This is a genomic window from Reinekea sp. G2M2-21 (assembly GCF_015687175.1).
GTDB lineage: Bacteria > Pseudomonadota > Gammaproteobacteria > Pseudomonadales > Natronospirillaceae > Reinekea.
The window spans coordinates 263,724-281,705 of sequence record NZ_JADPQG010000006.1 but is presented as its reverse complement, the minus strand read 5'-3'; the positions used below and the strand labels follow the sequence as shown (position 1 = coordinate 281,705).

Annotated in this window: 14 protein-coding genes and 2 pseudogenes; 4 read left to right on the top strand and 12 right to left on the bottom strand. The window is 45.3% G+C overall.

What is annotated here, in order from left to right; all coding sequences use genetic code 11:
• Both IYN85_RS20210 and IYN85_RS20205 read left to right on the top strand, forming a co-directional pair.
• Window positions 1-305, top strand: a pseudogene (locus IYN85_RS20210) (IS3 family transposase); the annotation flags it as partial.
• A gap of 440 nt (window positions 306-745) precedes the next feature.
• Window positions 746-973: pseudogene (locus IYN85_RS20205) on the top strand (transposase); the annotation flags it as partial.
• 935 nt (window positions 974-1,908) lie between these two features.
• Here the strand turns inward: IYN85_RS20205 and IYN85_RS20200 are convergent.
• The 9 genes from IYN85_RS20200 to IYN85_RS20160 all read right to left on the bottom strand — a co-directional run bounded on the left by IYN85_RS20200 (window position 1,909) and on the right by IYN85_RS20160 (window position 12,774).
• On the bottom strand, window positions 1,909-2,547 hold the full coding sequence (locus IYN85_RS20200; protein WP_196160753.1) for a LysE family translocator: 639 nt from the start codon (window positions 2,545-2,547) through the stop codon (window positions 1,909-1,911).
• 36 nt (window positions 2,548-2,583) lie between these two features.
• The gene (locus IYN85_RS20195; protein WP_196160752.1) at window positions 2,584-3,327 is read right to left on the bottom strand and encodes an SDR family NAD(P)-dependent oxidoreductase; all 744 of its coding nucleotides are present in this window, start codon (window positions 3,325-3,327) and stop codon (window positions 2,584-2,586) included.
• Between the two features lie 17 nt (window positions 3,328-3,344).
• On the bottom strand, window positions 3,345-4,517 hold the full coding sequence (locus IYN85_RS20190; RefSeq protein ID WP_196160751.1) for an acetyl-CoA carboxylase biotin carboxylase subunit family protein: 1,173 nt from the start codon (window positions 4,515-4,517) through the stop codon (window positions 3,345-3,347).
• Window positions 4,514-5,770 carry an ATP-grasp domain-containing protein gene (locus IYN85_RS20185; RefSeq protein WP_196160750.1) on the bottom strand — a complete coding sequence of 419 codons (1,257 nt, stop codon included), beginning with the start codon at window positions 5,768-5,770 and terminating at the stop codon, window positions 4,514-4,516. Before IYN85_RS20185 ends, IYN85_RS20190 begins: the two co-directional genes overlap by 4 nt.
• 27 nt (window positions 5,771-5,797) lie before the next feature.
• Window positions 5,798-6,754 (bottom strand): TauD/TfdA family dioxygenase, encoded by a 957-nt coding sequence (locus tag IYN85_RS20180; RefSeq protein WP_196160749.1) that lies wholly within the window; start codon window positions 6,752-6,754, stop codon window positions 5,798-5,800.
• A gap of 141 nt (window positions 6,755-6,895) precedes the next feature.
• Window positions 6,896-8,737: a carbamoyltransferase gene (locus IYN85_RS20175; RefSeq protein WP_196160748.1), complete on the bottom strand. Its 1,842-nt coding sequence runs from the start codon at window positions 8,735-8,737 to the stop codon at window positions 6,896-6,898.
• On the bottom strand, window positions 8,734-10,833 hold the full coding sequence (locus tag IYN85_RS20170) for an iron-containing redox enzyme family protein (RefSeq protein ID WP_196160747.1): 2,100 nt from the start codon (window positions 10,831-10,833) through the stop codon (window positions 8,734-8,736). Before IYN85_RS20170 ends, IYN85_RS20175 begins: the two co-directional genes overlap by 4 nt.
• A gap of 110 nt (window positions 10,834-10,943) precedes the next feature.
• The gene (locus tag IYN85_RS20165; RefSeq protein WP_196160746.1) at window positions 10,944-11,996 is read right to left on the bottom strand and encodes a hypothetical protein; all 1,053 of its coding nucleotides are present in this window, start codon (window positions 11,994-11,996) and stop codon (window positions 10,944-10,946) included.
• 511 nt (window positions 11,997-12,507) lie between these two features.
• A complete protein-coding gene (locus IYN85_RS20160; protein ID WP_196160745.1) occupies window positions 12,508-12,774 on the bottom strand; it encodes a hypothetical protein in 267 nt (88 codons plus the stop codon).
• Window positions 12,775-12,816: 42 nt separating this feature from the next.
• Between IYN85_RS20160 and IYN85_RS20155 the strand changes: the two genes are divergently transcribed.
• Both IYN85_RS20155 and IYN85_RS20150 read left to right on the top strand, forming a co-directional pair.
• Entirely contained in the window at window positions 12,817-14,043 is a 1,227-nt protein-coding gene (locus IYN85_RS20155; protein WP_196160744.1) for a multidrug effflux MFS transporter, read from the top strand.
• A 495-nt stretch (window positions 14,044-14,538) separates the two neighbouring features.
• Window positions 14,539-14,724, top strand: a complete 186-nt coding sequence (locus IYN85_RS20150; RefSeq protein WP_196160743.1) for a hypothetical protein — start codon at window positions 14,539-14,541, stop codon at window positions 14,722-14,724.
• A 409-nt stretch (window positions 14,725-15,133) separates the two neighbouring features.
• On the opposite strand, the gene IYN85_RS26015 is transcribed toward IYN85_RS20150, so the two are convergent.
• From IYN85_RS26015 to IYN85_RS20140, 3 genes are all read right to left on the bottom strand, one after another.
• A complete protein-coding gene (locus IYN85_RS26015; protein ID WP_370592235.1) occupies window positions 15,134-15,259 on the bottom strand; it encodes a hypothetical protein in 126 nt (41 codons plus the stop codon).
• Between the two features lie 12 nt (window positions 15,260-15,271).
• Window positions 15,272-16,495: a hypothetical protein gene (locus IYN85_RS20145; RefSeq protein ID WP_196160742.1), complete on the bottom strand. Its 1,224-nt coding sequence runs from the start codon at window positions 16,493-16,495 to the stop codon at window positions 15,272-15,274.
• Window positions 16,496-16,735: 240 nt separating this feature from the next.
• Window positions 16,736-17,887, bottom strand: coding sequence for an oligogalacturonate lyase family protein (locus IYN85_RS20140; RefSeq protein WP_196160741.1), 1,152 nt, complete (start codon window positions 17,885-17,887; stop codon window positions 16,736-16,738).
• Between the last annotated feature and the right edge of the window lie 95 nt (window positions 17,888-17,982).

The window sequence follows — 17,982 nt, the reverse complement described above, 5'->3', positions numbered from 1 at the left end:
CTCAGATCAGGGCGTTCAGTACACATGCAGTGATTGGCGCACGTTCCTGAAAGACCACAATCTGGAGGCAAGTATGAGTCGGCGAGGCAATTGCCATGACAATGCAGTCGCTGAAAGCTTTTTCTCGAATCTAAAAACGGAGCGCATCCGAAAGAAGATTTACAAGACTCGAAACGAAGGGCGAGCAGAAGTCTTTAACTATATTGAGCTTTTTCTACAACCCAGTTCGACGACATGGAAACAATGATGGACTGTCTCCGGTCGAGTACGAGAAACAGTATTTTGAGAAGCTAATGAGTGTCTAAGAAACTAGGGGCTTGCCATCGACTTCTTTCGAGACTGGATCAAATAATACAAAAATATAGCTCGTGTTTTGAACTTCAACACTTTTAAACATATTGTCCATTATTCCAAGGATATAAATTGTATTGTCACTATTTAGAATTTTGTGGAGTATGTAATGTGCGCCAATAGCAGCCTGTTGTAAAAGTAACTTTAGCGTACAATACTTGGAAATAAAATTGCAGATAGACGTATTGGCGACGATATGAATCCTTACTACGGCATGTTCAACTTTGTTGACATGGAATCCCGAATTCCTCAATCGCATCCGATCCGAAAGTTTCGCAAAATTGTGGATGAGCCCTGGCGTTAATAGAGCCGCTTTTTGATGAAGCCTATGCGGGCAAAGGGCGCTCCTCAACTATTGCGGAGATGCTATTGAAAGCTTCCCTGTTGCAAATATTGTTTATCCCGATCTGAACGACAGCTATGCGAACGGATTGATTTTGACATGATGTTCCGTTGGTTTTTCTGGCACGGCATAGACGATTCGATATGGAGCCATTCCGCATTCTCAAAAAAACGTGACCGATTCATGAGCAGCAATACCGACGATCGCTTGTTTGATACCATTAAGACGCAAGCTTACGCCAAGCAGGTATTGTCTCGTGATCACTTTTCTGTCCATTGATGTGAGATTTTAGAATTCAACCATAAATTGTCTCAAGCCGATTTACATTTTTTAAATGTTCTTTGATCGATTAAGTAAGGTGATGCTTAGAAATTGCTCACTTTGTAGCGATCAAATAGCCTAGTTGTAAGTGGTTGCTAACTCTATGTGGGCCCAATAATCGGGTTGTGACAATTTATGCTGGATTTATGTGACACTTTATGCTGTAAACGACACGCCGAAAGGAGTGGGGGCTTTTTTGTGTTTTATTGATGCAGTGAGAACCGTTCGCTTCATGCGTTCCGGGTTCGCCAAAATGTCTGGAACATTTTGCACCATCCGCAGGATGCACGAAGTGTCAGCGCCATGGACGGCGCTGAGTGCTTCCCGCCGTCGGACTCAAAACAGTCGAGCCCTTGATTCCGTTGTTTCACATATTTTACTGACGTAGCGAGAACCGTTCGCTTAACGCGTTCCGGGTTCGCCAAAATGTCTGGAACATTTTGCTCCATCCGCAGGATGCACGAAGTGGCAGCGCCATGGACCCGCTGAGTGCTTCCCGCCGCCGGACTCAAAACAGTTGAGCCCTCGATTCCGTTGTTTCACATATTTTATAGATTAGCGAAACGAGAACCGTTCGCTTAACGCGTTCCGGGAATGCTATGAAAACCATTTATGGTTTTCCCCATAGGCTCCTTTCGGTCCTGCGAATTCGTCCTCTGCGAATTAGTTGCCTGTGCGTAGGGAAAAATACAGTACCATCCGATGGATGCACGAAGAGGCCGCGCCATGGATGGCGCTGAGTGCTTCCTGCCGCTGGACTTAAAACTGTCGAGTCCCCGGTTCGGTTGTTTCACTTAATTTACTAATGCCGAGAAAACTATTTACTTCGGTAACAGGACCCTTAATACAGTCACTTTGTATGTTACGGGTCCGGCGATGGTTATTGACAGCAATTAGGTTGCTGGTGTTTTTTGAAACAGAATTTTGACGGCGAATGCGCCTAGAACGGTACCCGAAACCCACCGTTGAATAGTCATGGCTTTCGGGTTTTGCGACAAGGTATTACTGATCGAACCTGCTCCGAGTACGATCAATGCATTGATCGATGCCGCAATAGTCACTTGAATCATGCCGAATTGAATAAACTGATTAAAAGTTGATCCTATCGAGGTGTCAATGAACTGTCGAATCAAAGCCGCATACATCAATGCGATTTTAGGGTTCAATAGGTTCGTTACCAGTCCCATTGTGAACAATCGTTTAGGTGAGTGAGCTGACAACACCTGAGCTTCGAAAGGAGACGCTCCTCTGGGTTTGACCATACTCCATGCCAAATAACCCAGATAGAAAGCTCCCACAATCCTGACAATGTCATAAGTAACCGGCACCGCTTTAAATATTGCGGACAGGCCTAACGCCGAAGCGAACATATAACAAATAAAGCCGAGGACTACACCAGCTAGCGATATCATGCCGGGCATTCTGCCCTGTGAGATGGATCGAGACGCCAAATACACCATATTGGGACCGGGCGTCAGTACGATACCGAGTGCAATCACTGCAACGCCTGCCATACTTGCACCGCTAACCATAGGTAGACCTCCTTTATAAGTGTTCAGATCTTCAAACTATTTTTCATGCCAACCGAGTTCACCTCGATGCAATGCATATTGGCCACGTTGAGCAACTGGGCGTACGACAATTTCATCAATGTTAACGTGCGGAGGCAGGTGTGCGATGCTTGCCACGACTTCAGCTACATCTTCACCGGTCAACGGTCGGTCAACTCCTTCGTAGACGGCTTTCGCTTTTGCTTCATCCCCATTAAACCGATTTAATGAAAATTCTGGTGTGTACACCATGCCAGGTAATACTTCCGTGATTCGGATAGGCTTACCTTTCATTTCCAATCTAAGTGACTGCGTTAAGGCTCTTTGCGCACTTTTTGCAGCGCAGTAACCGCTGCCGCCTTCATAACCACCTAACGCTGCCGTCGATGTTATGTTGATAATGCAACCCTGAGCTTCAATGATTCGAGGTAGCAAAGCTTGTGTCATTTTCAGAGTGCCTATTACATTTCTGTCAAACATGGTTGACCAGTCTTCTGCCGAGTAAGAGTCGACTTGGTCAAGCCCAAGTGCGCCGCCAGCACAGTTGATCAACAAATCGCATTGTTCGACAGCCTCAAAATCATCTTTCGTCACGTTCGTGACATCAAGTGGTAAGGCTAGCCCTTGAAGCTCATCCGCGATTTTTGCGATACGCTCGGCCCGTCTTGCGACAAGAACTACTTGCCATCCTGAAGCGGCCAATGTGCGGGCGCATGCTTCACCAATTCCGGTACTGGCGCCGGTAATTACTGCTGTTTTCAATTTAATTCCTCTCTAATTCAGGCTTCAGACAGTTGTAAAAATACTTTCTGTACATCTGTTAATAGTAATTCTTGATGATTACTTTTAAAACGCAGCCGGGTTTTGGCGCCTTCATAGACTCCACTGGCATAGAACTCTTTCTCTTCCCCTTGGGCCCAATAAAGCGTTTTTAAGTCGTCTTTACTTGCACCGTGTCGTTGGGCAATGATCCAAGCACCCCTATCGATTTGAATGGGGCGACTGCCTGAGCTTAATTGCCGAGCACGATCTCGGTAAACGGTTGAAAGCCCGGTTTGTAATTCCCAGGCAATACCCAATAGATCAATATTTCGAATTTCTCGCCACATAAACGGAATTTCAGCTCCGCCGACTCGCGCTGCGATTTCCAGGAAGACTAACTCCTCGCCATCCTCAAATAATTCCAGGTGGAAGACCAAGTCTTCCTTTGGCGAAAATGCGGCGACTAACACTTTAACGCGATCAAGAATGCGTTGCTCTTCATCCCCATGGTTTAGCTCAACGCTGCCTAAGGGTGAGTTTTCATCGAATTCCGCGCAAGTATTTGAGTAGCGAGAAACCGTCGCCACAACCAATTCATTACCATCCCACCAACCATCAACATGTAAGATGGGCGCAGAGCAAAACTCCTGAACCATCATGGGTTCATGGAATGGCTCTTCTTGGTCAAGTTGCTCTAATGAGGTGATTCTCTTTACGCCTTTACTGGCTGTGCCAAATCGAGGTTTCAAGATTATCGGGAAGCCGGATGACGTCACAATCGACTCGACATTTTCAGGTCTTTCTGCAGGAAGAACTTTTATGGCTGACTGCATTTTCGCAACATCAAGCATTTTCAGTTTGTCACGGAACTGTTCTGCTCGTGCACTATGATCACCCTTTATTTGCCAGCGCTCTCTCAGGAGAGCGGCCGTCAGTAAGTCTGCTTCATTTAAGGCGACGATAAGCTCAGGCATACCGTGTTCACTAATATGTCGCTCTGCAATACTCAGCACTTGCTCAACATTGTCCAATGATGGAAAGGCTTCTATCGACAGACAACAGGCCCTTGGCAATGAATCAATCGATTCCTGCGTACAAAGGACGCGAAGCTTAAGGTTGGAGTCTTTAAGGTACTCTGCGTAGAGTGCCTGTTGTCCTACCCAGCGATGCAAACACAGTATGTAGCTCATTCTTGTACAACCACTTCGAAGTGAACTTGGGAAACCAGTTCGTCTGTGATCCGAACAGCATCTTCACGAGACTCACCCGTGGCAAGTACGTACCCTGAAGCACAGTCTGCGACTGTGTCTAAACGAGGGATGGTATCTCCTTCATGCTTCTGAATAACGACCGCCTTCTTGGATTCTCCCAGATCAAAAAGAAATGGTAAAAAGACCATTGGCGCTTCGCCTTTTTTCGTATAGCGCACGTCGATATCATTTGGCAGGTCCGTTGAAACACTGACAACTTTCCCTGGCGTAGGAACAAAGAACTGGATGGCCGCACCGGCTATTGGCTCAGGAGACGTCTCTGGCAAGGTATCTATACCTAATGGAATAGTCAGAAACATTCTATTCAGATCTACACCAAATGCCCGTTTTACCAGTTCTGGTGCACCAGACCCTGCCAATCGAGCGTGGGACTCCAGTACACGTGGGCCTTTTTCGGTCAGTACGAATTCGCTATGGGAAGGACCCTCCCGTAACTCAACAGCGTCTAACAGGCGGCAAACCATGTCACGCAGTTCATTGAGCCAAGGCTTTGCGTATGAGCTGGGAGTGCTGACTTCCCACTCGACATACTTTTCATTCATACGGTATTGGGAATAACCAATGGGAACATGACGACCTTCAAAGGAAAAGGAGTCAACACTCACAACAGGTCCGTCCAGGAACTCCTCGATGATGATGTTCGTTACGCCAGCAGCTTCGAGTGAGACCATCGCATTGCGAACATCGGTTTCATTGCTGCAATGATGAATATGAAGACTGGCGACGCCTTCAGCCGGTTTCAGTACAGACTGTCCGACTCGATCGACGAAGTCGATGGCTTCATCCACTTGGGTGATTTTTTGGTAGGCAACAGGGCTGAGATTGTGCTCAGCCAGATGATCGCGCATGGCCAGCTTGTCTTTAAGTAAGAAAGCCGTCTGATAGGCAACGCCCGGGAGTTGAAAATAATCGACCAATTTGCCGGTTGACTCCCCGGCATTCTCAGTTGTGGTTAGAATTCGGTCGAACGGACGTTCCTTGTGTAATGGTTCCAGAACCTTGATCATGGCTTCAGCGTCTGTGATATCTGCGTGAACAATCTGTTCACAGTAATTAATCACGCTCGGCTCGTATGCACCTTCTTCATGGACCAGGACAACATCAATTCCAAGTTCTTTTGCGTTGTGGATTGGTGAAGGGCGACCACCAATTACGGCTACACGTTTATTCATTTCTGACTCCTTATTCCTATTATCGTTTTAGCTGCCATAAATTCGGCGTAACCAACGAGCATTGCCATCGAGTTTTGGCTCAAAAGCCTTTCGTCTGTGTAACACCTGGGTATTTTTAAAGATCAGGAAATCTCCCGGTCCAAGAACCAGTCGATTTCCTTCAATGTCGTGAAGTTTTTGAATTAAAACATCCAATGCTTCTTTTCCATCTGGATCTGTAGCTGTAATGATCGATTCATCAAAACGCATCCTGAATCCACCGCCTGAATATTCCAGGATCGGGAAAATTCTGGCTTTACCGTGGAAACTTTCATTGGACGCAGGTGCTTTGAACTTAAATGCAGGTCGCATTAACTGCTCAATGGCCCAGTTCGGTAAGGTATCCAACACCGTGTCAATGAATACCACGTCGGTTGAGGCGGCTTCTTCATTGCGTACCGCAGTAAAAGCTAGATACTCTGGCGTGCAGGATGTGATATCGCTGTTTTTGTCTGCAAATGGCCAGTTTGGATTGTCCGTATGCCATGAAAAGTCGACATCAGCACCCCAGGAGCTGGTGGTACCGACAGCGTCTGGCACGGGTACGACATTTCTGACGAGTTTGCCGTAGTTCTCGTATTCCACTGCGTGTGGTTCCACCCCCAGAAGTCGTAGCATGCCAAATAGCAACAGGTCAAAATCCAGGACGCATTGGTCTTCGCTCAGAAACCCGGTACGGGGTGATGGAATATCCGTAGAGAGATTGATACCCTGCAGTAACAGCACTTTGTGACTGCTGCGGGCAAACTTTCGAATGTCGTCAATAACATCCGGATGCAAGACCGATCTCAGCCAGTTGCTTCCCGTTTCTCCAACATTTTCAGCGGTATGATGCTGACCGGCCAAAGATGCACGAAATTCATTGAGGTCCTCCAACTTCAAGTTATCCAACTTGATCGTTTTCAAAAATGAAAATGAAGGAATCTTATTGACCATAATGTTCATTTCGTTCGTCTCAAATAAGACGTGGACTTCATGTCTGGTTTCGCAGCGAAAGATTTGCTTCTACGCACGTAGATGCCGGACAAAGCAACAAAAAACATTAATAAGTAGTACATTTGGTTTCTCCTAAATGATTGGTTTGAATCAGTCCAGTGGCACTGCTTCGCGCCAGTCAATTTCTTCGATAAACTCAGGTTGCTTCGCTTTTTCCAAATAGAAATCGCCGATGGCCAAAATGTCCATATTGGTTCGCATGAAACATTGGTAGGCTTCAAAAGGCGTATTTACGATTGGTTCTCCTCGAACATTAAACGAAGTGTTAACCAACACCGGGCAACCGGTCATGTCATAAAATGTATCCAGAAGGGCACGGAATCTTGGGTTCCGTTCTTCATCAACTGTTTGCACTCGTGCTGAACAGTCAACATGTGTGATAGCAGGCAAGTCGCTACGAACCACATTGAGAAGGTCAATGCCGCTCCGTTTTTTATCTTCAGTCGGTACGGACTTTCGGATCGCTTCAACAACCGGAGAGACAACCAGCATGTAAGGGCTCTCTTCAACAATGTCGAAATACTCACAGGCTTTCTCAGCCAGCACGACTGGTGCAAATGGCCGGAAGGATTCCCTGAATTTGATTTGCAGATTCATGTTCTTCTGTGTGTCCGCGCGTCGAGGGTCGCCAATGATGGAACGATTTCCCAATGCCCTTGGACCGAACTCCATTCGTCCCTGAAACCAACCAATCACTTTTCCGGATTCAATCGCTGAGGCGACCTTTTTGTCCAGGTCGGTAGACGCTAGCTTTTCATACACCGCGCTGTGTTTATCCAGCTCCGCCTGGATTTGATCTGCAGAATACTCAGGTCCTAGCAGTGCGCCTTGCATGGCATCTTTCAATTCCTTTTTCAGCTCCCGTGTATGAACATTCCGGTACTTACGATCTGCCAGAAGTGCCGAACCCAGGGAGCCGCCCGCGTCGCCAGCAGCGGGTTGAATCCAGAGTCGATCAAACGTTCTTTCGCGTGAGACAATGCCATTGGCGACGCAGTTCAGCGCAACACCTCCCGCCATGCACAGGTGACTTTCACCAGTAAGCTCCTTTGCGGTTTTTGCCAGCCTTGAAACGACCAGTTCTGTTACTTTTTGAACGGACGCAGCCAGGTTGAATTCTCTTTCTGTCAGTGGCGCCTCTGACTCTCGGCGAGGTCCACCGAAAAGATCTTCAAAACTACCGCCCGTCATAACTTCGCCATTGACGAATTCAAATTTTGGCCAATTTAACCGGAAGCTTCCGTCGGCTTTAACGTCAATCAATTCCGTTAAAATCGTGTCTACATGCGTTGGCTTACCATAAGGAGCCAGCCCCATTAGCTTGTATTCTCCAGAGTCCACTTTGAATCCGCAGAAGTAAGTGAACGCGGAGTACAGCAGCCCCAATGAATGTGGAAACTGAATTTCAGCAACCAGCTTCAGGCTCTGAGGTGTGCCATGCCAGACAGTGGTGGTTGCCCATTCACCGACACTGTCAACACAAAGTATTGCAGCACTTTCAAACGGGCTTGGATAAAATGCCGATGCAGCGTGAGATTGATGGTGACTGTAAACATTGATGGTACGATTGGGGCGGTCACCCATGTCTCTCAGGTGGCGAACGACTTCTTTGTCCATTCGGCGTTTAGACGTTAACCAGTCTTTTAATACCGGAGCATACTTGAGCGTTCCTTTTAAACCGGCTGCGGCTGCCGTGGATACAACACGAGTAAATTTAACGGCGGAGTCTTCGTAGTAGGCGACATGATCTACATCGGAAAGCTCGATATCAGCGCAACGTAAAACATACTCTATAGCATGTTTCGGGAAGCTTCGGTCGTGCCTGACACGGGTGAAACGCTCTTCCTGGGCAGCGGCGATTATCTTGCCGTCGGCCAGTAATGTTGCAGCGCTGTCGTGATAGAATGCTGAAATTCCAAGGGTATACATCATAGAATTGATTTCATCCTTTCTTTTATTTTGTGGAAGATGCTTTTTTGCGGTATCTGACTGAGGGACATGTACCCTGTACGAATCCTTTGCCAAAGTTCCACTTGCGCATCTGTTGAGTAGGTTGATAGATAAGCGTCGATAGCGGCTGCAGCCCATGCGCTATGGCCAGTTGATGTGTTGTCGATGGTATTGTGTAAGTCCACAAACAAAGTGGGGAATCGGTACTTAACCAAAGCTTTGTGCGTTTTTCGATAGCCACCTCCGACTCCTGACAATTCCATAGCAAGGTTTAAACCGAGGATTTCAGGGGTAAATGTCAGAGGGAATCGACCAATACTGAGCCAGTAAACGGGTAGGGCGAAGTCTTTGTTATCGAACGCAGAATGCTCTGAAAACTCAACGCTGGCAGTCGGCGGAAATTCACCGTAAACCTTGTTGAGTAGCTGTCGATAAATGACAGGATGGTTTTGTCTTTCTACACCGTTTCCGAGCTCATCGTAAAAAGTCTCAAACAGCCGAAACCCAAAAGACGAAGTGGCCACTTGGGGATGGCAGAATCCACTCAACCAAGCGCCATCAATCATTGTCAACGGAGCTAAAGCCAAAATGTCTGCCACCACCGCATCTTTTTCAGGTACATCGTCGCCTTCATCAAACTGTTGATTTGATAATTGGTGACGGTGTTGTAGCCATCGGACCAATGTTCCGGCGGACCAGCTGGACGGCAGGGGGCAATCCCCTTCTTTGGCTGCGCTTGCCAGCCAATGCTTGGCGTAATCTTTCGCCCATGCTTCATCCGATGGAAGTGTTTCTGAACGCAACAGCCGATAATACCGCGTTCGGATCGGTACATCGTTTTTGCTGAAAGGGACCAAATTGTGACTACTGTGTTCGAGCAGAGCTAATTCACCGTCATCTTGCCATTGCTTGTACGCTGGCGTTGTTAAAGAATCCGACTCGTAAGGCATCCCTTTGATCCATCGATTTAAAATAGCGATGTCATCGCCATCAAAAATTCGGAACATCTTGCCCGTAGGCGCTATAAGTTTATTTAACAGTGGGCTTGATTCGGGTTTTCCTTCGGTCACAAATGCGCTCGATGCGAGGTGTTTCAAGAAATTGTCCGTATCGTCCTTATCGAGCAGTTCGCGCATGGAAACTTTTGCGAGTTTCGTCTTCCGATGATATTGACAGGCATCAAACGTTCTATTGGCGATGAGTTGTCGTGCCGCTTCACGAGGGTCCTTCCATGCATCCAAAAGGTTAAGTAATTCTCCGCAAAAGACTTTTACCTCGTTCAGAATCCAGAAATATCCCTTCAATATTTGCACTCGCCCTTTATCACCGAAATCATCGACGTAAGCCTGTACGGCACCAATAGAATCCTCCAGGCACTGATGTTGGCTATGCGATGAAGCGCCCAGGTCCAAAAACCAAGCGTTATCGGTCACTAAGGTAGACAAGAGTTCTAATGGTGGGAGCGTCCCGGGCTGCCGGAGCAATAAATTGATACCTAGAATTTCACCCGTCAATGACTGTGGGAAATGTCCGAATGTGACTAACTTTGCCGGTAGGTTAAATGCACCATCGGAAATTCTACTGTCGGTACTTGAGTGAATAAGGTTATCAACTGAAGTGGCAAGGCCGTTGTCCTGCAACAGCGTTTGAAACAGCTCTACACGTCCGTTACGGGGTTGCCCATGGGCGATGTCCTGCGCATGTACCTTCAGCGTTTCCATTGCATAGCGGGATTCATTGTTACTGTTACCACAGACGAATGATATTAAGTGCAGTGTACTGAGAAATAACGGCGTAACTTCCAAAGCAAGTTTTGCACGGATTGACGCTGTTTCGTCGGGACATTCCTTTATTTCATCACGCAAGCACAGAAACGACTGTCGCAATGGTGCCAAACACTCAGCTGCCTCTGCGCTAAGGGCATCAATAAAGCCGCGCTCATCCAACGCCTGGCCGGCAAAATGCTCTGGTATCTCAACGTTGTGAACTAGTCGATGCAGAACATCCGCCGTAAACTTAGTCCGGACATTTTGGCCGGCCTCAGCGTTAAGGAATTGTGCAAAATATTCTCGGTTCATATTATTCAAAACATTGGGTAAATCGAAGAGTCATTTTTTTTGCTCTTTTTCTTTTTTCGACCCATCAAAGCGCCGAGCATGTCACGTAGTTTCTTAATCATAATTAGTCCTTAGTTACCCAATAAATTTTGGACCGATTTCGCAACGATATCGTTCCCATGATCAGTGAAGTGAGCTCGGTCCACGAACAGCCACTCATCTTCCGCGCACTGTTGAAGTTCGGTCACCAAGTTTCCAAAGGGTATGTCCAGTTGATGGCAGCCCGTAGCAAGTATGTCTGCGTATGAACCGGCAACTGAAGGGTCTGAAATGTCCCCATACAGTGTGTCCCATGTACCCAGTCGAGAAAGTTGATCGAGTTCGTCGTAGAGGGATTGCTCTTCAGCGCAAGGTTTTCTGACCCAAGTCGCTAGCGGTTGCATTAGATACGTTAACTTTGCATCGACACCTCGAGCCAAGTGTGCCCATTGTTGCAGGCACCGGAGACTTTCGGTTGCACCAAGGTGTATGGTTTGCTCGATTGGCGGTACCGCAGTTGTTTCTGCAGGCCATTTAGGGAGTTTTTTATCCTGTACTTCACCACCGTTTTCTTTGGCTATGTCATCAAACCTCTCGTAGTACTCGCCACAGAAATAGAATGGCGGTAACTCCCCTCGAATGAACTCTGGAAGACGAGCCATAACCAGCGTGTTAAAACCGCTCATGATCACAATATTTTTAATTTTGGGTAGCCGGTGCGCATGCATGATGTACAGCAATAGTTCTTGTGCTGAGTTGTAGCAATGACCCGCAAAATTCAACCATGGCGTGCCTGATGGGTCGTGAGCAGTCAGCCTGGAAACCACTGTGGCGGCATCGGACGTTGCACCATACCCAAGTGAAGGTGATGCTCCGACGAGAAGGTTAACTTGCGGGTATTTTTCTTTGCTTAACGTCCCAACACTGATTGGATTGCCATCAGTATCGACCGAGTATCTAAACCCGAGGTGATCCGTATTGATGGAATTCGACGTGAACTCAGCAGCATTAAAACCCATTACGTAAGGCAGGTATTGTGATCGGCCACGTGCAGCGAAGCGATCATAATCCAACATTTGCGGGGTTATTTTTACCCGAATCAAGCTTGGATCATTCAATGGTTTTCGCTTTTCTTTTTTAAACATGGGTCTGCTTCTCTCCAGTGATTCGTTGGTTCGTTGTTTTGATCGTAGTCGTAACTTTTAATCGTTTAACACGCAATAAACTACGCTCAAATTGAAGGCAAAAGGCATCAGAATATGTGTTGGCTAATTAACAAAATGTGCGCCTGGCTTCTTGTTTGACTTCAATTAATTTGTGCGACTTTTTTCTTTTTGGTTTTTCTTTTAATGCCTTTTGAATGTTGTGTTCATGATTCTTGAAAAAGCTATTCTTTAGTCAACAGGTATTCCATTCGAAAGAATAATTGCGAACACGTTAATCGTTTTATGTGTCAGCTCTGTTTCAAAAAATAAATTTTTAGTCAGAAGTGTTTCCTGATTTTTCTCTCTTTTTTAGGGATAACACGAAAGTTTTTTTGTAGCTAGCCTAATAATTGAAAAGCGACAGTGTCTAATATATTTTTTTAGACCTGCGTCTAAAGTTTTTGAAGTTTCTTTGATTTTTATTGATGCCGCTCTAAGAAATCAAAGTTTTTCACTGTGGGAAAAAACTAAAAAGTAATGAATTTCGGCCTTGCTTAAAAAGCTGACCGTATGGATATGTATAAATTTTTAGACGTGCGTCTAAAAAACATAAATTGGCTTGAGTTTTTGCATGGATATCTTTCATAAATTGGAAGGTGAGTCTGTTGTTGCGCTTCTTTTTAAACTCGATGTGTGTAGAATGCGCCGCGTTTTCATAAGTTTGAATGATAATTGTTTGAACCTTCGTGCTCGTTACAAAAAGATCGGTGGCTTTCATTTTTTTGCAACGTGACCTTTTCAAAAGTTGAGGGGCTCTACCATGGCGTTTGCAAAACCTAAGAAAATTGCATTTTTGGAATTTGTTACGCTAATGGCGTTAATGACGTCATTAACGGCATTAAGCACCAATGCAATGTTGCCTGCACTGCCTGCCATTGGTAACTATCTGTCTGTGGCTAATGCTAACGATCTTCAATTGATTGTGTCTTTTCTGTTTTTGGGCATGGCTGTCGGGATGATTTTCTATGGTCCCCTGTCGGACAGCGTCGGCAGAAAGCCACCCATTTATGCCGGTATTTCCATTTATATTGTTGGGTGTCTTATTTCTTTGCTGGCAACAGATCTTGACCTGATGCTAGTCGGACGTTTTGTACAGGGATTTGGGTTGGCAGCGTTTCGAACGTTGTGCCTTGCTATGGTGCGCGATCAGTATAAAGGCGACGTCATGAGTCGCGTTATGTCTTTTATTATGGGTGTTTACATTTTTGTGCCGGCGATAGCGCCTACAATTGGACAAGCCATTGTGCATTTCATTGATTGGCATGTGGTTTTTTTGTTTTTCGTGGCCCTGTCTTTAACCGTTTTAATTTGGATTACTTTACGGCAACCGGAAACGCTAGCGAAAGAAAATAAGAAACCACTCACCTTTGCGACGTTAGCGAGCGGATTGAAAGACATTCTCACCAACCCAGTGGCGTTGGGTTATACCATTGCATCGGGTTTTGTATTGTCGCCATTCTTGGCTTATATGAGTACATCGCAGCAGGTTTTCCAAGAACTGTATGGGCTTGGTCCGCTGTATCCAGCGGTTTTTGCTGTGTTGTCGCTGTCTGTCGGGCTGGCTTCTTTTCTGAACGCAAAGTTGGTCATGAAATTTGGAATGCTCAGAATGGCGTTGGCTTCGGTTACCGTCATGGTTGTGGTCGCGGCAGTGGTTCTGTGGATAGCGTATTTCATAAATGGGTTAGTACCTTTCTGGTTAACAATGCTGTATTTCCCGATTACGCTATTTTGTGTAGGCATCTTGTTTGGCAATTTAAATTCACTTGCTATGCAGCCGTTAGGACATATAGCTGGTTTGGGTGCTGCTTTCGTCGGTTCTATTTCTAACTTTATCTCAATTCCCTTTGCGATCATTATCGGTAAAGCCTATGCCAATAATGTAACGCCTATCGTTGGTGGTTTTTTGGTGTTTGGCTTACTGACCCTGGGCATAATTATTTGGGTTAATCGGTGGTCGCAGAGCTCTGTAGCAACCGCGAACTAATGGATTCTACCTCACTGACCCGCTAAGCCAGCGACTTGTTTGTTGAATATTGATGACGCAGAGACCGTTAATCTGATTGAGTGGCGGGCTGGCGATAAGGGGAGTTTTCCATTCGATACAAACCTAGCCGGTTCTCTGTTCAAGATGTTCACCTGTCGATAAACAGGTGTCGAACCCGTACTTAGGGCGGCATGGAGCAGGCTTCACAGCTCAGCTTGGTTGTGTTGACTCGTAAGATCAAGTTCCAACAATACTGTGTTGCGCCATAGGGCTATCCAACATGTCATGCCAAGCCTGTAACACGACGCTTTCTGCGCGGTTACTCCCACAACCGGGTGAGATTCACCTCACCCAAGTTGACCCCTAACTGGGTTATTTTGCAAAAAGCCAAAATCGAGCAATCTACCCACATCAAAGAGATGGCAAGTTTCTTTGAGACGAAAAGCCAGTTAACCGACTGCGCCATAAGCAAACTCATTACGAAAGGGAAATGAAATGACTAAGTTAATCTCATGCATAATCGTTGCTTTCATCAGCTTGTTATCTGTGAACAGCTTTGCCGAGGACGGCGAAATTGTATTAAAAGCCGCAAAGCAAAGCAGAGGCGAGGCTGTTGAAACACGTACTGCGCTGACATTGACGACCCAATTTACGGGCGTTGAGCCGGATGAAATTGACTGATTCAACACAGTAAGTTGAGGCTTACTTAAGGGTATCTCTAGAAAGTTCATCTGACTCTGGATTTAAGAACGAGCTCAGGGCGAGGCAAAAATCTGAAAACCTAGCGGGCTGAGTTAAGAATTTTCAACAAAGCCATAAAATCGTACTTAAGTCCCCGCAGGGCGCGGGCTAGCAACGCACAACACAACGTTAAATATTTTTAAAAGGACTCGTCATTCCCATCAGTGTTTGCCTTGTTTGCACGCTGTTAGCACACACGCAGAGATCGACGGATATTTTAGAGATGCCCTTCGGTGGACTGGTTCAGAGCACTGCCCAAGCGAAGAAAACGAAGCCTCGTGTCGGACTGCCGTCCTTTTTTAAAGCAGCGCTTTCAGCGCTGATCTTCTAGGCTGAGATTAGCAAACACCTATTTCTGCTGGCTATTGTCTTTTTCTCGCTCATGCAGATTCTTGATATCAGAAGTTTCCTTACCACCATACTTGGATTTACAGTTGTAATAGGTGTCGATACTGATACCGTGTTGGCAACACAGTTCAATTGTGCTTTATCTAAGAATATAATTACCCAACCGAAGTGCTTTTGAAAGTTCTCTCGCTGAAACACTAGGAGTCTTTGGTGCGAAGGATAGTTGATGTATCTTGTTTACTAAATTTGTTTGAATAGATTGTGTCGTATCAATCCCGTTTGCAATACTGTGAATGACTTGATCTGCATTGTTTGCAGCCACTAGATCATTCATTGTCATTTGATTGCAGGGACTGAAATTTGTCATTCCGCTATCCATCCTCGCGGGTATCGAACTATTAGAACGATTCAAGGCAACTTGGTATAGATCGGAAATTACAATCTTAGCTAAATCTTCTTGAGCGACCACCTTTTCAAATATGTTAGGCATATTAAAAAATACAAAATTCTCAACATCAAAAATGAAGTGTTTCTCTAGTCCAGGAATATTTAAACAAGTTTCATATGATGGCTTTCTCTTTGATTGTGAATTGTCAATCGAGGTTAGGCCGCCAATCTGAAACACTGTTTTCTGATTTTCCTCGGTTACTTGAAAGTCCATCAGTTCCAGAAGTTTATAATATCTCTCAAATGCCAATTCTGTAGTCCGGCTTCGAAGTTCTATAATGTCTAGGTCTATGAAGACTTTTTTATAGTAGTCCAGTCCCCCGACAGATAGCGCGATTGACTCGAACAATTGAGCCAGTAGAACTTTATCAGTTATGGGCTCAATAACGTTATAACCTTGTTGTTGAATCAATTCAGCGGTTTTATCAAAATCCTCCCAGGTCTTCAGGCGGGGGATCTGTAATTTTTCATACAGGGCTGTATTTGCTTTTAAAACATTAGTTTTTCTCAAACTTACCGGAATGGAAATATAGTTTCCATTGTATTTCGAAATATCTGAGACTGCTTTGGGTAAGAATCTATCCCACTCTTCACTTGTGGCCAGCGCGTTGAGGTTGGCTAGAAAACCAAGCCTTGCCCATTGTTGAAAATCTAAATTTTCAATCCTAACAGCAGCTGGAGCATTACCATGGTAGATACGCGAGTTGAGATCAAATGCATTAATGTCTTTGTCGAGTATTTTAAGGTCCAGTGAATGACCTTTCTTTGCCAATGTCTTACTTAAGAAATTGTTTGATTCCAAATGATAGTGATTGTTTTCTGATTGGATAAGTTCAACTACTTCAGCCTGAACTTGCGGGTGAAGTAAAAAAGAAACATTCATTGCTAGAAGGTAAATTAGTGTTTTGTTTCTCATGATATTCCTCGGACTTTGCTGTATTTGTTGTCTCGAACTATGATCACGTGATGTGATCCCGCACACATCCTATTTCTCAACGTTTTAGTTCTAATTACGATGAAAATATTGCCACTAGGTTAACGGTACTTAGGTTGCCATAATCAGTTCTATTATCGAAAAGCAAAGAGGTCCAACTTTAATGAAATATGAACCATCCTTTGGATATGCTTATTCGGTAAATATGTATTTTTTAAAATACTAATTTAATTTAGCTAAATAGATCGCAGGGCTACCATCCTTGTCCGAGCCAAATAACACATGCGATTCGTCAGGTGTAAAAGAAGGGTGAGGGTGGTTAATTTGACGAGAACCTTCGAGAACATCCCAGCTTGTGTCGTGGCGACATAACTTCCTTGATTTTTTTGTGTTTAGATCGAGTATATAAAGATAAGGATCACTCGTGTGTTCATGCCCATTCGTGTCAGCAACATCGACGGGAGTATCGCTGCCGTCACCCACCAACAGGCTGCCATCTGAATTACTCATAATGTGGCTGCATGGAGGCATTTTCATTTCTCGCACAGATTGAGTTCCCGCAGGGTCTACTGAGCATATCCAGCGGTCACTTTCACCGCGAAGATAAGAAACAAAAATCATTCTAGAGCCATCGGGTACCCAAAATTCGTGCGTACAGCTTTCACCAGGTTCTTGGTCATGTACTTTCCGCATGTTTTGTCCATCTTCGTCCACCATCCACATTCGAGTTTCGACTAGATCGTGCGGTCCTTCATGGCAGAATGCGACGGTGTTGTCGTCGAATGGACGATAGATAGGGTGGCCTAACCATGTTTGTTGATCAGATATAACGCTTCGTTCGCCTGTTGCCAGGTCTATAGAAATAAGCCGGCAATGAGGTTTTCGGTGGTACTGCTCAGCAAATTTTTCCCAATCGGTCAGTGGCATATAGTCGCGTTCGTCAATTTCGATACCGACTACTTTTGTACACTCGGAGTTTGGTACCCAGGTGCCATATCCTACCCAGCCATCAGGAACTTCGTACATGGTCTTATGTGAGCCGTCTTTTAGTTCAACACGCATTAATTGTCGATTGTATTTGACATAAAAAAGCGCGGTTTCATCGGTAGTAAGAAAACCACCAAAGCTGTTATCTCCGTCTCCTTCCGTCAGTTGTCGCGCTATTTGCTGATTTAGCTCAAGTAAATAGTAATTCCAATGGCCATCAAAATTGCCCGCGAAAAGCAGATGTGAGCCATCGTTCGTAAAGCACTTTTGGTAGAAATAGGGGCGGTGGCATATAGCGTCTAAAGGTGTAAGGCGAGTGATTTCTACTCCAGTGTCTGGGTCATTTTCTTGATGGAAGTCTAATTGGACTTGGTTGCCTATTGCCATGGGCCGCACCTCTTAAGCTTTATTTTGTTGAAGTAATGTTGACTATATTTGCATGAAAAGCATGTTTCTTATAGCTAACGTGCATATTGTCTTCG

Bases quoted from the DNA above. Each gene is read 5' to 3' on its own strand.
- IYN85_RS20150 (WP_196160743.1), top strand. From the start codon at position 14,539: ATGACTAAGTTAATCTCATGCATAATCGTTGCTTTCATCAGCTTGTTA.
- IYN85_RS20200 (WP_196160753.1), bottom strand. From the start codon at position 2,547: ATGGTTAGCGGTGCAAGTATGGCAGGCGTTGCAGTGATTGCACTCGGT.
- IYN85_RS20185 (WP_196160750.1), bottom strand. From the start codon at position 5,770: ATGAATAAACGTGTAGCCGTAATTGGTGGTCGCCCTTCACCAATCCAC.
- IYN85_RS20190 (WP_196160751.1), bottom strand. From the start codon at position 4,517: ATGAGCTACATACTGTGTTTGCATCGCTGGGTAGGACAACAGGCACTC.
- IYN85_RS20160 (WP_196160745.1), bottom strand. From the start codon at position 12,774: ATGAAAGCCACCGATCTTTTTGTAACGAGCACGAAGGTTCAAACAATT.
- IYN85_RS20170 (WP_196160747.1), bottom strand. From the start codon at position 10,833: ATGAACCGAGAATATTTTGCACAATTCCTTAACGCTGAGGCCGGCCAA.
- IYN85_RS20145 (WP_196160742.1), bottom strand. From the start codon at position 16,495: ATGAGAAACAAAACACTAATTTACCTTCTAGCAATGAATGTTTCTTTT.
- IYN85_RS20155 (WP_196160744.1), top strand. From the start codon at position 12,817: ATGGCGTTTGCAAAACCTAAGAAAATTGCATTTTTGGAATTTGTTACG.
- IYN85_RS20180 (WP_196160749.1), bottom strand. From the start codon at position 6,754: ATGAACATTATGGTCAATAAGATTCCTTCATTTTCATTTTTGAAAACG.
- IYN85_RS20140 (WP_196160741.1), bottom strand. From the start codon at position 17,887: ATGGCAATAGGCAACCAAGTCCAATTAGACTTCCATCAAGAAAATGAC.
- IYN85_RS20165 (WP_196160746.1), bottom strand. From the start codon at position 11,996: ATGTTTAAAAAAGAAAAGCGAAAACCATTGAATGATCCAAGCTTGATT.
- IYN85_RS20175 (WP_196160748.1), bottom strand. From the start codon at position 8,737: ATGATGTATACCCTTGGAATTTCAGCATTCTATCACGACAGCGCTGCA.